We start from the raw sequence: 15083 nt of genomic DNA, 5'->3' as shown, positions 1-15083 counted from the left end.
TCTATATATTTGTGTTATAAAATTTTACGCCATATGGAATCAATATCAGCCGCAGCCAATTACACCCTTCGATTTATTAATCAAACCAATAAATCCATCTTCCTTACCGGAAAAGCAGGAACCGGAAAAACCACCCTTTTAAAAGAAATTATTGCCACAACTCATAAAAATACGGTTGTGGTTGCGCCTACTGGAATTGCCGCATTAAATGCAAATGGTGTTACGATTCACTCGATGTTTCAGTTACCTTTTGCTGCCTTTATACCTGATAATAAGCAACTTCCACATTTTTCTGACACTGTAAAATTCGAAAATCGGGATTCGTTAGGTCGTCATTTTAAGATGAATAATATGAAACGTTCCGTAATTCGAAATATGGAATTGTTGGTTATAGATGAAGTTTCCATGCTCCGTGCCGATGTGTTGGATGCGATGGATTTTATGATGCGAAAAGTACGTAAAAACGAACGTCCTTTCGGTGGTGTTCAAGTTCTTTTTATAGGAGATTTATTACAATTACCACCTGTTGTAAAGAATGAAGAATGGGAAATGCTTAAGAATTATTACCGAGGCATGTTCTTTTTTCATTCGCACGTAATACAACAATTTCCGCCTTTGTATATCGAATTAGATAAGATTTTTCGTCAAACCGATGCTGAATTTATCGATGTTCTGAACCATTTACGGCATAATAAAATCACTCCAGAAGATGTGCAACTTCTCAATCAATTTGTACAACCTAATTTTGATCTAAAGAAAAACAAAGGTTTTATCATTTTAACGACTCATAATGCTAAAGCTGATACCATAAATGCTCAGTCTTTAAAAGATTTAGAAGGAAAACAATTCACTTATATACCAGAAATTACCGGAGATTTTCCTGAAAAAATTTATCCGTTAGAAGAACAATTGCAGCTAAAAGTCGGATCGCAAGTAATGTTTATTAAAAACGATTTGAATTTCGAAAAACAATTTTTCAACGGAAAAATGGGCGTTATTAGCTCGTTAACCGAAAAAGAAATCTTTGTCCATTTTCCCGAAGAAAACAAAACAATTGAAGTAGAACGCTACGAATGGCAAAATATTCGCTACAAAGTCAACGAAAACACTAAAGAAATTGAGGAAGAAGTCATTGGAACTTTTGTCCACTACCCTATCAAATTAGCTTGGGCAATTACGGTGCATAAAAGTCAAGGCTTAACTTTTGACAAAGCAGCGCTGGATGTATCGCAAGTTTTTGCGCCTGGACAAGCGTATGTGGCTTTATCGCGTTTACGTTCGTTAAAAGGGCTTATTTTGCTTTCTCCGTTGCGAATGAATGGCATTTCGAGTGATGAAGAAGTACTGAATTATGCCGAAAACAAAGCCTCTGAAGAAATCTTACAACATTCATTAGCTAAAGAAACCTTGATTTTCTGGTTAAATACGTTACTTAATTCATTTGATTTCAAAGAATTAGGTCAAGAATGGCGCAATCATTTGTTCAGTTATAATTCGAATCCCGAAACTTCGGGACCAAAATCACCAAAAACCAAGCATAAAGATTGGGCAAAAAACCAACACGATAAAATCGCCGAAATTCTCGAACCATCTGGGAAATTTATGTCGCAATTGCATAAAATTTTTTCCGATCAAAATCTAGATGTGAATTTCGTGAAAGAGCGATGTGATGCAGCTTATCAGTACTTTTTCAAAACGTTAGATATAGTTGTAGAAGAATTGTTGTTGAAAATCGAAGAAGTAAAACGCATTAAAAAAGTAAAAGCTTTTTATGACGAATTATTAGTTTTAGAAGAACTTCAAATCAAAGCGATTCTACAACTTAAAAAAGCAAAATTACTAACCAATATTATTGTCGATGGAAAAGAAATTTCGAAGAAAAATTTAATTTCGGAAGACATGAGTACTTACAAAATTAATAAGTTAGTCATTGTTGCTGAACGATTTAGAACTTCACACGCTGCTTTAGTGGAAGACGACGAAGACGTTTCCTATTACACCGATACCAAAAAGAAAAAAACAAAAGAACCAAAGAAATCTACTTATGAAGACACTTTGGAACTGTGGAAACAAAACTTATCCATTTACGAAATCGCAAAACACCGAAAGCTAACACCACAAACGATTTACAATCATTTTGCCAAGTTAATCCAAATGGAAATCGTGCAACTTTCCGACATTTTACCAGAAGATAAAATTTCCGATTTAAGAACTGCTTTCAAAGATTTTAAAGGCGAAAGCTTAGGCGAATTAAAAGAAATTCACGGCGATCAATTCTCTTGGGATGAGCTTCGATTGTATAAAGCGAGTTTGGGTTAAATAGAATTTTTAACCTCAAAGTTGTCATGCTGTCAAGCATCCCACTCAAAACATTTCAATACAATTAATACTTTAAAAGCCAAAATCATGATCGAATTCACAGAAGGAATTTATAACTTTTACGTTTACATCCTAACAAACAAAGCCAAAAACGTCCTTTACACTGGTGTTACAAATAATCTAAAAAGAAGATTACAAGAACATAACGAAAAACTAAATCCAAACTGTTTTACAGCAAAATACAATCTTAATTATTTGATTTATTACGAAAAATACGGTTGGATCCAACAAGCAATTGCTAGAGAAAAGGAAATTAAACTTTTAAGGAGAGATTTGAAATTGGAGTTAATAAAAGAATTCAACCCCAACATGGAATTCCTGAATAATCATTTTTCATAAGAATTAAAAGAGATGCTTGACAGCATGACAAACGTTGTGTAGATTTATTACGTTTAATTATCCGTAAAGTTGTCACGCTGTTAAGCGTCTCTTGTATAATTGAAATTTCGTTGATATAAAAACTAATTCAACCAAAAAACCACTAAAACGGCTGGAATAAAGTAAATTACAATCGTTCTAGCGCCATCGTAATCTTTTGCTAAACGTTGACCGAATAAAAGGAAAAGTAAAGTAATACAAGACAAAATAGCACCATAAAATCCTAAACCTCTAATCACTACGTCTTGAACTAAATGTTGGATAATTCCAGAAACACATAAAATTCCCGAAACTACTTCTAATACTAAAACAATTCCTAATGCCATTGGAACTTGTTTTGCTAAAATGGTATTCGCAAAATGACCGGTTAACCATTCTACATTGCCTTTCCAATCTTTAATTTTATCATATCCAGATTGTAAAAAAGTGATGGCTAAAAAAGCTAAGACTAAAAGAGGAGCAACTTGTATCATAATTATGCGTTTTTATGGATTAATCGTGTTAGTTTTATAGATAAATCGGTTAGTATGATTTTGCTATTTCCGTTTCTTTCAATGTGGTAAATAGCATCTTCTAATTCTTTGTAAATATCAGAAATATTGGCGCCATTTACAAACGGAGCAAATTTTTCCAATTCAAATTTCGGAACTTTTGTTTCTAAGAAAACCAATTCATTCGCTTGATAATTAAGCAATAAAGCTTGTCTGAAAAAGTGAATGCAATAGTGTAAAAATTGTTTTTGCGTTTCTCTTCCGGTAGAAGCGATGTTTTCGCTCCAAGCAATTAAATCGTTAATAGCGGCTGCATTTCCTTTGGCACGAAAAGCACTTCTCACCCATTCCACAAACCATTCATCAAAAGGAAATTCATCGTCTTCTTTTCGTAAAATATGCAAGGCTTTGTTATAATTTCCTTCGCTTTGATGCGCGATTTTTTTCGCAACTGTTGGCTCGCAATTTTCACGTGAAACCAAAGCGTCTGCAATTACACTTTCGCTCAAACCAATAAAATCAATCACTTGACAACGCGATAAAATGGTTTGTAACATATCCCCTGTGTTTTCAGTAATTAAAATGAAAACGGTTTTCGTTGGTGGTTCTTCTAATAATTTCAATAATTTATTGGCAGCCGGACCATTCATTTTATCCGCCATCCAAATGATCATGACTTTATAACCACCTTCATAGGCTTTTAAAGATAATTTTTTGTTGATTTCGGTAGCTTCATCTACGCCAATTAAACCTTGTTTATTCTGAATTCCAAGGTTTTTCAACCAATCAAACAAACTTCCGTACGGATTTTCAGTTAAAAATTGGCGCCATTCTACCATAAAATTATCACTAACTGCATGACTTTTAACGGAATCAGTTCCCGCAACAGGAAAAACAAAATGCAAATCAGGATGCGAAAAATGTTCGAATTTTAAGTTACAAGTGGTGTTTTCGCCTATATTTTCTCCGCCAACATTCCCACACAAAATATATTGTGCATACGCAATTGCCATAGGAAGTGTTCCACAACCTTCGGGACCTACAAATAACTGTGCATGCGGAATTCTTCCGGCTTCAGCACTCTTAGTTAAGTGATTTTTAATATGTTCCTGACCTAAAATATCTTTGAAAAGCATGGAACAAACCTAATCAAATTTTAGCAAAATTGGTAGAAAAGAAATTAAAAAGTTGGTTTTAAAATATTTTAAAAAAATGCAAATAATGATAATTGATATAAAATTTTAAAATACAATAAATTATATTTGCATTCGCTCAAATAAAAACACTAAACAAATGAAAACACTTAACGATTTCAATTTCAATAACAAAAAAGCAATTATCCGAGTAGATTTTAACGTGCCTTTAGATGAAAATTTTAAGGTAACTGATGCTACAAGAATCGAGGCGGCTAAACCAACAATTGATAAAATTTTGAAAGATGGCGGAAGTGTAATTTTGATGAGCCACTTAGGAAGACCAAAAGGTGTTGAAGCAAAATATTCTTTACAACATATCGTTGCAAAAACAGAAGAAATTTTAGGTCAAAAAGTTCATTTTGCTTTGGATTGTATTGGAGAAATTGCTGAAAATGCAGCTAAAAATCTTCAACCAGGCGAAATCCTATTATTAGAAAATTTACGTTTTTATGCTGAAGAAGAAAAAGGAGATGTAGAATTCTCTAAAAAACTAGCTTCTTTAGGTGATATTTATGTGAACGATGCTTTTGGAACAGCTCACAGAGCACACGCTTCAACAACTATTATTGCGCAGTTTTATCAAGATGCAAAATGCTTCGGATATTTGTTAGCTAAAGAAATTGAAAGCATCGAAAAAGTATTAAAAAATTCAGAAAAACCAGTGGTTGCCATTTTAGGAGGAAGTAAAGTTTCTTCAAAAATCACGGTGATTGAAAATATTTTAGACAAAGTAAACCACATGATTATTGGTGGAGGTATGACGTTTACATTCATCAAAGCTTTAGGTGGAAAAATCGGAAATTCAATTTGTGAAGACGACAAATTAGAATTGGCCATCGAAATTTTAAAACAAGCCAAAGAAAAAGGCGTTCAAATTCATTTACCGGTTGATGTTATTGCTGCCGATGCATTTTCAAATGATGCTAATACGCAAGAAGTAGATGTGAAAAATATTCCTGATGGATGGCAAGGTTTAGATGCTGGTCCAAAATCATTAGCTATTTTCAAACAAATTATTTTAGATTCGAAAACTATTTTATGGAACGGTCCATTAGGCGTTTTTGAAATGGAAAGTTTTGCAAAAGGTACCATTTCATTGGGTGAATTTATTGCCGAATCTACTGCTAATGGAGCTTTTTCACTTGTAGGTGGTGGAGATAGCGTTGCGGCTGTAAAACAATTTGGATTAGAACCAAAGATGAGTTACGTTTCTACCGGTGGTGGAGCGATGTTAGAAATGCTAGAAGGTAGAACATTACCTGGAATAGCTGCAATTTTAGAATAATACACAATAAAATGTTGGTTATTAGGTTATTAAAAATTAACCTAAAACCAATAAACCATTACAGAATGAAAAAAACCATTATAATATCCTCTTTTTTATTGACCTTTTTTAGCTATGCGCAAGAATCGGCAGAAAAAGAAAATTTACTTCCGTTGCCTAAAATGTCCTATTTGGATTCTTTGAAAACAACGTTTGTAAATCATACTACAAGTAATTGTATAGATGAAAGATGGCTTTCAGAATTGGCTAATTTTGAATTGTCAAATGATATGTATAACGACATTGAAACATTTGATATTGATGCCGAAGTAAGCTATAACCTTTCTACTGAAATTTTAAAGAAACGTTTAGCAAAAATGGATGCTAAATCGCCATTTAATATTGAATATCATCCAGCATTAGAAAACACGATTAAAGCCTTTTTAAAAAATCGTCCTAAAGCATTTGAGCGTTTAATGGCAATTTCGGAATATTATTTTCCTATGTTTGAAGAGAATTTAGCAAAATATAACATTCCTTTAGAATTAAAGTATTTAGCTATTGTTGAATCTGCTTTAAATCCAAAAGCAAAATCTCGTGTTGGAGCTTCTGGTTTGTGGCAATTTATGTATCCAACAGGAAAACAATATAACTTAGAAGTTACATCGTATGTTGATGAACGATACGATCCTTTAAAAGCCACAGAAGCTGCATGTCAATATTTATCAAGTTTATATGGAATTTTTGGAGATTGGAGTATGGTATTAGCAGCGTACAATTGTGGACCAGGTAATGTTTCTAAAGCAATTCGTCGTTCGGGTGGAAGCCAAAATTATTGGAACATTCGTAAAAATTTACCTAGAGAAACAGCAAATTATGTACCTGCATTTTTAGCTACATTTTACATTTACGAGTTCAAAAAAGAACATGGAATAATTCCTAATAAAGCACCATTAACGTATTTTGAAACGGATACGATTATGATAAAAAAACAAATGTCTTTCAAACATATTTCGGAATTGTTGGATATTTCTGAAGAGCAATTAGAGTTTTTAAATCCGATTTATAAATTAAAAGTAATTCCTTTTGAAACGGATAAGCCTCACTATTTGCGTTTACCTAAAGAAAAAATGGGATTATTTGTTTCAAATGAAGAAAAAGTGTACGCCTATCTTACTTACCTTGATACTCAAAAAGAAAAGCAAGTTTATGTGGCAACCACCTCTGAAAATGAATCATTTCATGAAGGATCGCAAAAGAAACTTCATTATCACACCATAAAAAGTGGGGAAAGTTTGGGTAAAATTGCACAACGCTATAATGTTTCCATTTCACATTTAAGATCTTGGAATAACATTAAAGGAAATACAATTCATGCTGGAAAAAAATTAAAAATTTATTCCGACAAAAAAGCTCTAGCTAAAGTGGAGACTAAAACCAACAATGACGGAACTTACACGGTTAAAAGTGGCGATTCTTTATTTTCAATTTCAAGACAATTTCCAGGGGTATCGATAGAAGATATTAAAAAATGGAACGATATTAGTGGTGATAACATACAACCAGGAATGAAATTAAAAATTAACGGATAAATTTTACAACACCATGAAAAAAATAGTAATTCTAACATTTTTTGCTCTTTCGATTTTAGCTTGTAAAGAAACTTCTAAAGAAGAGGCACAAGCTGTCTTATCAGAATCTAATGGAAAAATCAATAATGTTTCAATTATTATTGATGATAACTTATGGAACGGAGAAATAGGAGATAGTATTCGTAAAAAATTTGCCGCTCCTGTTGATGGTTTACCACAAGAAGAACCCTTGTTTACTTTAAATCAATATCCTACAAAAGTTTTTGAAGGCTTTGTTCGAAAAAGTAGAAACGTCATTATCTTTAAAAAAGGAAATGAAGCGGGTTATGCTTCTACCACTAATAAATACGCCAAACCTCAAAATGTTTTCTTTATTTCGGGTGTTGATACCGAAGATATTTTAAACATTTTAGAAAGTAAGTATTCAGAAATTATAAAAACCATTAAGGCTTCTGAAATTATTGAAAATCAGGTACGAATGAAAAAATCTTTGGTTTCTGATGCTCAAGTTCAAAAAATGTTTGGGGTAAGTTTAAAAATTGGTTTTGGTTATAAATATGACATGGTGAGAGACAAATTTATTTGGTTAAGAAAAGAATTTGCTTCTGGATATAATAGTGTTTTAATTTATGAAGTGCCAATTGAAACCGTTGAAAAAGACAACAATATAATTGCTAATATAACGCAAATGCGTGATGAAATAGGAAAAGCTAACATTCATGGAACATTACCCAATACTTGGATGATTACTGAAGCCGCTTATGCCCCTTACCTATTTGAAGAAAAAATTGCCAATAAAAAAACCTATTTAACTAAAGGAACTTGGGAATTGAAAAACGATTTCATGGCAGGTCCTTTTGTAAATTACGCTATCAAAGACACTAAAAACAATCGTTATTTAATTTTAGAAGGATTTACTTATAACCCATCAAAATCAAAACGTGATTTGGTTTTCGAATTAGAAGCAATTATTCAATCCGTTACCTTTTTAAAATAATTTTTTGGTAATGGGTTAAAGGTAATTGGTAATAGGTTTTAAAACAATCTTTTTCCAACACCCATCACCCAACACCCGTCACTAAATTATGATAACATTCAAAATAAAGCGATTTAACGAACTTTCTACGCCCGAACTATATTCATTACTACAACTTCGTTCAGAAGTGTTTGTGGTGGAGCAAAATTGCGTTTATCAAGACATAGATAGCAAAGACGAGAAAGCGCTTCACGTTTTAGGGTATTACAATGGCGATTTAGCGGCTTATTCTCGTTTGTTCAACAAAGGCTATTATTTTGAAGAAACATCTATCGGACGTGTTGTAGTTAGCCCAAAATACCGCGATAAAAAATTCGGTCACGATTTAATGCGCGTTTCTATTGAGGCAATTAAAGAAAATTTCAACGAAACGGCTATTACTATTTCAGCTCAAGAGTACCTGAAAAAATTCTATGAATCACACGGATTTATTCAAACTAGCGAAACGTACTTAGAAGACGATATTCCGCATATTCAGATGAAAAGGGGTTAGTTTTCAGTCTCAGCTCAACCGCTAGTAACACAGATTATAGGTAATTATAATCAAATACGAACTAGGAAATTCCAAGTTCACAAATGTAGTTATAGTGCGACTGAAAACCTCGACTAAAAACTTTCTTAGAGCTTATAACTAATCGTCAACATTACAACTCTTGGCAATGTGTATGTTGTTGAACTCGAAATCATAAAATCAGAAAACGAATTGTTGATTTTAGTGCCGTTATTCAAGTAATTCTGAGCCGATAGCTCAAAACGAAATGGATTGTTTTTCTTTTGATAACTCAAATACGCATTGGCAATTCTAAAATCAGTTGCGATGTTATTACTGTTTTCGTTTAAGGTTACCTCGTAATCGGTTTTAAAATTAAAATGTTTCCAAAAATCGATGTCTAAATCAAAACCGAATCGGTCAGATGTTAATTTTGAATTCGTTAATCCCGAAAATTGACTAAAGGTTTTATTATAACTCACACTTACACTTGGCCATTTTTTATTAGCTGTTCGTAATCTTAGACCAAAATTTTGATTGTTTCTGTCGTTAATAACTGTTTGACTATTTACCGTTTGTGTATAATTGAACCACGACAAATTAGCATTAAAACTCAACCTAAATTTGTGAATTTTTTTATCAATATTTCCATAAACCCGATAAGTTGTTTCTGGATTATCGGTAATGGTTGGCGTTGTAAATTGATTGATGCCGTCTAAACCAATTTCATTACGGATCGTTCTCACTTTTTTAGTGAAACTTGCATTGGCAAAAAGCATCAAACCACGATACATACTGGTTTTGGTATAATTCAAAGTTGCGTTGTGAAAACGTTCGTTTCGTAATAACGCATTTCCTTTAAATACTGAATTATAACTTTGTAACGTATAGCGTTCTAACAAACGATTCGCTTCTGGAAATTCATTCACCAAACGATAATTGAATTTTAAGTTTTCTGATTGATTGAATTCATATTCACTTAACCAACTGGGTTGTAAAAATGTATTGTTTAAGGTGTAATCAGCTGCAATTTGTTTTGTTTTCAAATGATAGTAATGGGCATAAATGGCAGGTTTATTCACCCATTTTCCTATTTTGAACTTATATTCTAAACCCAAATACAAATCGTTTAGTAAATAATCCATGTCGTTCCCAAAACCGTCGCTTGCAAAATCATTGATTGTACCATCGGTTAAGTATTGTTTTTCTGAGATTTGGAGCTGTGTAGTTCCTAAATTATTACCAACATTAGTATATAAATGATTGTAGTTATTGACAATCCAATAATGTTTAAACAAAGCATCAACACTGTTGTTCTTCACTTTTTTTACTTGTTGAATGTTGTAAAACGAATCATTTTCTAACGGAATTAAACCCGTTAAGAATTCGGTATCGGTTAACCAAGTATTAATGGGTTTTTGATTGTCGTAACTTTGGTTTATTACTAATGTTGTCGTATGTTTTAAATTTATTTGTTTGTGCCATTCTAAAAACTGCTTGATTTGAATATTATCAGCCGAGTTTAAAGTTTCAAACGAAGTTTGTTGTCCATCGAGTCTTGAATTTAGAATCGAATTTATATCATTGGCACTAGATTGAAATTGACCATTGTAAAACCATTTCTCTTTTGTATTAGGTGTGAAGTTAAGTTTTACGTTTCCGATGCCTAAAATTGATTTATTTTCACCTTTATTGATGCGTTCTTCTAAAGTTGCTGTTGTGTTTTGAAGATATTCAATAGTACTTTCGGTTAATGTGCGGGTAAATAACTTAGAAAAAATAGCAAAACCTTCTACATCTAATTTTGAATTAATTTCTTGACGAAAGTTTAATGCGCTAAATTGTGATTTATTTTCAATGACATCGGTGTTATCGCTAGCAAAGGAATACAAATCAGTTAATTGTTTTCTTCCCGAAATAAAGCTGCTAGCACCTCCTTGAAAACGCATCATGTCTTGAAAAGAAAAAGTGCGTTTACCTATGTTGTTGAGGTCGCCAATGAAACTTACATTCGTTTTAGGTTCATAATAAAATAAAGCAGCATGACCTAGATAGAATCCGTTATCGTTTGCAACTTCAACACCTGCATCGACATCGCCAAAAATGAATTTCTTTTTATCTTCTTTCAGTTTGATGTTCATGGCCAAGTCTTCAGAATCGGAAACTTGTTTTAGAAAGCCTACTTCGTTGAAGTTGTCAATTACTTCTACTTTATCCACTGCATCGGCAGGAATATTTTCTACACCTAATTTAGTGCCACCGCCAAAAAATGAATTATTTTCTACTAAAAACTTGGTTACTTTTTTGCCTTGAACCGTAACACCGCCGTTTTTATCTACTTCAACTCCAGGTAACTTTTCTAATTGTTCTTTCAGTTTACGTTCGTTACCGCTAGTAAAAGCTTTGACATCGTAAATTAAAGTGTCTTTTTTTACTACAACAGGTTTGTAGTCATAGGTTATGGTAATTTCTTTTAATTCTTGCCCATTTTCTTTTAATTTAAAATGATGCTCTTTTTGAGTAAAATTAGCTGGAAGATTTAAGATTTCTTCTGTAAAACCTAAATACGATACACGTACCTCATAAGGAACATCTTTTTCTAATTCTAATTTATATCTCCCTAAATGATCAGCAATAGAGAATTTTAACCCTTGTTTTTCAACTAAAGGTTTAGCAATTACATTAGCATTTTGTAATGGGTTTCCAAGCGAATCTTTTACCGTGCCGGTTAAGGTTTGGGAAAGAGAAATAATTGGAAAAAGTAGTAATAGAATTAGGGATTTTGGCATTTAGAATTATTTACTATTTAACATTTCATTTTTTACATTTTGATCCCTCAAATTAATTTCTTCATCGTCCAAAATTTCACCTATCTTGGGTTCGACTATTTTTTTTGGAAGGCTTACAAAATCAATTTTGTCAACAATATATCCAATTTCGTTTTCATGTAATTCTAATATCAAACCGGGTAATCCTGAGTATCTTGTAGGTCCTAGTGAGATAGGAATTTCGGGACAATACCAAGCCACCACAGGCCATAAAAATTCTCGTCCCTTCCATTTTTGTACATAGGTATAAGTAGCTTTGTAACATTTATAACCTTGAATTTCTTTTGTTTCAGTCGTTAAATTCCAATTAATAAAACTTGCTTTTTTTTTCCTTAATAATGTAGCAAATGAATAGGTAAGTTGCTCAATTAAGGTGTCTTTTTTTCTGTTAATAAAAAAAGTATCACTACCATAAAACCGACCAATAGTATATTTCTTACTTAATTGATTTTCTATATCAGAAATCATGTTTTCAGACATTGTAAAAATAGAAGCTTCAGTGTTGAATTGGAGTGTGAATCGAAGCTGTTTTGCCATCATTTCATGGTCTAATTCTTCTTGATACCACATTCTGTTTTGTTGTTTAAGTTCTTCTGTTGCTTGCTTTACACTAAAAAAGGATTTGTAAGTGATTATTCCACTTTCTTGGCTAAATGTATTAATGTAAAAAAAAAGTAGTGCAATTATTCTGTGTTTCATATTCTTTTAATTAATTCCGCCGAATCAAATTCGGCGGAATATTCTGCTTTTATGGATTTAATAATTCAGTAAATACAGCTTCACAGCCATTTGCAACTTTACAATTGTCAACATTTCTCATCCATTTTTTATTTGTTCTATCTGTCCCATCATCTAATGAATCAGCATAATCATAACAATGGTCACAACCAATAGTTGTTTCAGCATTTTTATTGATTTCTTCAACCTTCTTTTCCTCAATCTCATTTGCCATACCAGCAAAAGAAAATGCTACAAGTGCTACGGCACTAAAAATCATTTTTTTCATTTTGTTTAAATTTTTAAAATTAGTATTTTGTTTTTGGTTAACCAAGCGCAAATTAATACTATTTAAAACAATGATTTTACGGTTTTTTGTGCTATTTTATTACGGTGTTTTAACGTTAGTTTTTTTATTTATTATCTAATTTATAACATAAACTATGGTTTAGCAATTACATTAGCATTTTGTAATGGGTTTCCAAGCGAATCTTTTACCGTGCCGGTTAGGGTTTGGCAAAGAGAGAATATTGGGAAAAATAAAAATAGGATTAGGTATTTTGGCATTTGTAATTATTCATCTAAAATAAACTTCATTTTTTCTTTGATTATTTCGTCGTATTTATCTTGAGAAATAATTTTTTCAAAATCAATTTCTTTAAATTTAATAGTATTATCATCAAAATTAATGGATTTCAATCCATAAATTACATTATCAATTTGAAGTTCTACAATTAATCCAGGTAAATTCCCGTAACCATTAGGCCCAAATTGATAAGCTATTTCAGGACAATACCAAGCCGTTATAGGAACTATTATTTTGTTTTTAATTGTTTTTTCGGCTGTTGCTTTGTAACAATTATAACTACCTATTTTTTTAGTTTCGGTGGTTAAAGTCCAATTATATACTGTTTTTTCTTCTAAAATATAGGTTTTATTATCAATCTCTTTTTCAATAAAAGTTTTATTTTTAGTTTTTCTAACAAAACCTTGATACCTAGAAAATGCTTTAACCATTCTAAATGAATGATATTCAATTTCTAGATTATCATTAATAAAAAAATCACTGCTGTCTTTAGAAAAAATCAAATGAAATGTAAATTGGTTACTGTTTTCTTGTGCAATTTTATAATAGGAATTGAAAGGCGATGTCTTGTCGATATCTTCTTTATTGTTTATTGAAACGGAATATATAGCTTTATTTATTTGTGAATAAAGAGGACACAGAAAAAACATAAAGAAAATCAGTACGAAAAAAAGGAATATTTTATTCATTTTAAACTTTTAATAAACCAAGCCAAATTTTGGCTTGGTTAGTTTTTGTTATTTTGAAGCCTCACAACTTGCTCTTACTATTTGTGCAACATATAAGACATCCGCTTCATCAGCACCTAAAAACTGCATATATTTGATAGCTGCTTTTGCTTCAGCAATACAATCTCTTTCGGTTGATGCTTCTTCAACCTTTTTCTCTACAATCTCATTTGCCATACCAGCAAACGAAAAAGCTACTAGCGCAACTGCACTAAAAAATACTTTTTTCATTCTTTAAATTTTTAAAATTAGTATTATGTTTTGGTTAACCAAATGCAAATTAATACTATTAGAAATATTGATTTTACGGTTTTTTAGACTAATTATTACGGTTTTAAACGTTAATTTTTTAAATTTATTTTCGAATTAACATTTAAACTAAAGATTTTGTAATTTCAATGGCATTTTAAATTGGTTTTTCTAAAGAATATTTTACCGTGCCGGTTAAGGTTTGGGAAAGAGAGAATATTGGGAAAAATAAGAATAGGATTAGGTATTTTGGCATTAAATAGATATATTTAATTTAGTATTTCATCATATTTTCTCTAATCGATTTTAATCTATTATATTCTTTTAAATACTCATCATAATTTAAATATTTTGTTGCTTTAGGAGGTTCAATAAGTGATTTTTGATTAAAATTTAGATTAAGTATTATTTTTTTTGCTTGATAAACAAAAATATCATCCTCAAGAAGTATTATTAATCCTGGTAGTCCATAAAAACCCAATGGTCCAACATTTATATTGATTGTTGGACAATACCAAGCCGTTATGATTTTTTCTTTTTTAACAACCTGAATTTCGTTTTTCTCGTTTTCAATTTTTTTTTCAATAATTTCTTTATGAATTGCTTTATAACAAAGCATATTATCTATAATTTTAGTTTCATTATTAATTAGTTCCCAGTTGAATTTTTTAATAGAATCTTTAATAGTTAATTCCTCACCATAAACAATTTTCTTTTGTACCAATATTCTTTGATTAAGATCTAAAAAAATAGTGCCAATTAGTTTAGAATTAATTTCTTGCAAATTAATTTTATCTGTTTTACTAGAAAGTGTTTTTGATGAAAAAAATATACTTTTATTACCATTTACAATTAATGAGTATGATAATTTTGAGTCATTTTCTTCCACGATATTTTCTAATTCTTTAATTATGTAGTTATTAGCATCACTTTTAAAGAAAGAAACATACTCTATTTGCCCACTTTGAGAAAATACTGGGATTTTTAATAGAATAAAAACTAGAAAAATTATTTTTCTCATATTCTTTTTTTAAATACTGCCCTAATTTTTGTAATCAGAGCAGTAAAAATTTATATTAGATTAAACCTGCATCATCTAGAATGTTACATAAATCTACTGCTGCATCAACGGTTTGATCAATTAAGGCA

At 31.2% G+C, this 15083-nt stretch carries 14 protein-coding genes; 6 read left to right on the top strand and 8 right to left on the bottom strand.

Annotated features, from left to right (window positions below):
- Positions 1-33 precede the first annotated feature (33 nt).
- Positions 34-2319, top strand: coding sequence for a helix-turn-helix domain-containing protein (locus LOS86_RS00175; protein ID WP_231842653.1), 2286 nt, complete (start codon positions 34-36; stop codon positions 2317-2319).
- A gap of 87 nt (positions 2320-2406) precedes the next feature.
- Complete coding sequence (locus LOS86_RS00170; RefSeq protein ID WP_231842652.1) at positions 2407-2718, top strand: GIY-YIG nuclease family protein; 312 nt, start codon at positions 2407-2409, stop codon at positions 2716-2718.
- Positions 2719-2840: 122 nt separating this feature from the next.
- On the opposite strand, the gene LOS86_RS00165 is transcribed toward LOS86_RS00170, so the two are convergent.
- The gene (locus LOS86_RS00165; RefSeq protein ID WP_231842651.1) at positions 2841-3230 is read right to left on the bottom strand and encodes a DoxX family membrane protein; all 390 of its coding nucleotides are present in this window, start codon (positions 3228-3230) and stop codon (positions 2841-2843) included.
- A 2-nt stretch (positions 3231-3232) separates the two neighbouring features.
- Positions 3233-4384, bottom strand: a complete 1152-nt coding sequence (locus LOS86_RS00160; RefSeq protein ID WP_231842650.1) for a DNA polymerase III subunit — start codon at positions 4382-4384, stop codon at positions 3233-3235.
- 157 nt (positions 4385-4541) lie between these two features.
- Between LOS86_RS00160 and LOS86_RS00155 the strand changes: the two genes are divergently transcribed.
- The 4 genes from LOS86_RS00155 (at position 4542) to LOS86_RS00140 (ending at position 8829) form a co-directional block, all read left to right on the top strand.
- A complete protein-coding gene (locus LOS86_RS00155) occupies positions 4542-5729 on the top strand; it encodes a phosphoglycerate kinase (RefSeq protein ID WP_231842649.1) in 1188 nt (395 codons plus the stop codon).
- 65 nt (positions 5730-5794) lie between these two features.
- Positions 5795-7300 carry a lytic transglycosylase domain-containing protein gene (locus LOS86_RS00150; protein WP_231842648.1) on the top strand — a complete coding sequence of 502 codons (1506 nt, stop codon included), beginning with the start codon at positions 5795-5797 and terminating at the stop codon, positions 7298-7300.
- A gap of 13 nt (positions 7301-7313) precedes the next feature.
- Complete coding sequence (locus LOS86_RS00145; protein WP_231842647.1) at positions 7314-8297, top strand: DUF4837 family protein; 984 nt, start codon at positions 7314-7316, stop codon at positions 8295-8297.
- Positions 8298-8385: 88 nt separating this feature from the next.
- A complete protein-coding gene (locus tag LOS86_RS00140) occupies positions 8386-8829 on the top strand; it encodes a GNAT family N-acetyltransferase (protein WP_231842646.1) in 444 nt (147 codons plus the stop codon).
- A gap of 125 nt (positions 8830-8954) precedes the next feature.
- On the opposite strand, the gene LOS86_RS00135 is transcribed toward LOS86_RS00140, so the two are convergent.
- The 6 genes from LOS86_RS00135 to LOS86_RS00110 form a co-directional block, all read right to left on the bottom strand.
- Positions 8955-11615, bottom strand: a complete 2661-nt coding sequence (locus LOS86_RS00135; RefSeq protein ID WP_231842645.1) for a TonB-dependent receptor — start codon at positions 11613-11615, stop codon at positions 8955-8957.
- A 6-nt stretch (positions 11616-11621) separates the two neighbouring features.
- Positions 11622-12353 carry a GLPGLI family protein gene (locus LOS86_RS00130; RefSeq protein WP_231842644.1) on the bottom strand — a complete coding sequence of 244 codons (732 nt, stop codon included), beginning with the start codon at positions 12351-12353 and terminating at the stop codon, positions 11622-11624.
- Positions 12354-12402: 49 nt separating this feature from the next.
- Positions 12403-12651 carry a hypothetical protein gene (locus tag LOS86_RS00125; protein WP_231842643.1) on the bottom strand — a complete coding sequence of 83 codons (249 nt, stop codon included), beginning with the start codon at positions 12649-12651 and terminating at the stop codon, positions 12403-12405.
- A 293-nt stretch (positions 12652-12944) separates the two neighbouring features.
- Positions 12945-13646: a GLPGLI family protein gene (locus LOS86_RS00120; RefSeq protein WP_231842642.1), complete on the bottom strand. Its 702-nt coding sequence runs from the start codon at positions 13644-13646 to the stop codon at positions 12945-12947.
- Between the two features lie 48 nt (positions 13647-13694).
- Complete coding sequence (locus tag LOS86_RS00115; RefSeq protein WP_231842641.1) at positions 13695-13916, bottom strand: hypothetical protein; 222 nt, start codon at positions 13914-13916, stop codon at positions 13695-13697.
- A 292-nt stretch (positions 13917-14208) separates the two neighbouring features.
- Positions 14209-14955 carry a GLPGLI family protein gene (locus LOS86_RS00110; protein ID WP_231842640.1) on the bottom strand — a complete coding sequence of 249 codons (747 nt, stop codon included), beginning with the start codon at positions 14953-14955 and terminating at the stop codon, positions 14209-14211.
- Between the last annotated feature and the right edge of the window lie 128 nt (positions 14956-15083).

This window comes from Flavobacterium cyclinae, assembly GCF_021172145.1.
GTDB lineage: Bacteria > Bacteroidota > Bacteroidia > Flavobacteriales > Flavobacteriaceae > Flavobacterium > Flavobacterium cyclinae.
This window is presented reverse-complemented; position numbering and strand designations above follow the sequence as displayed.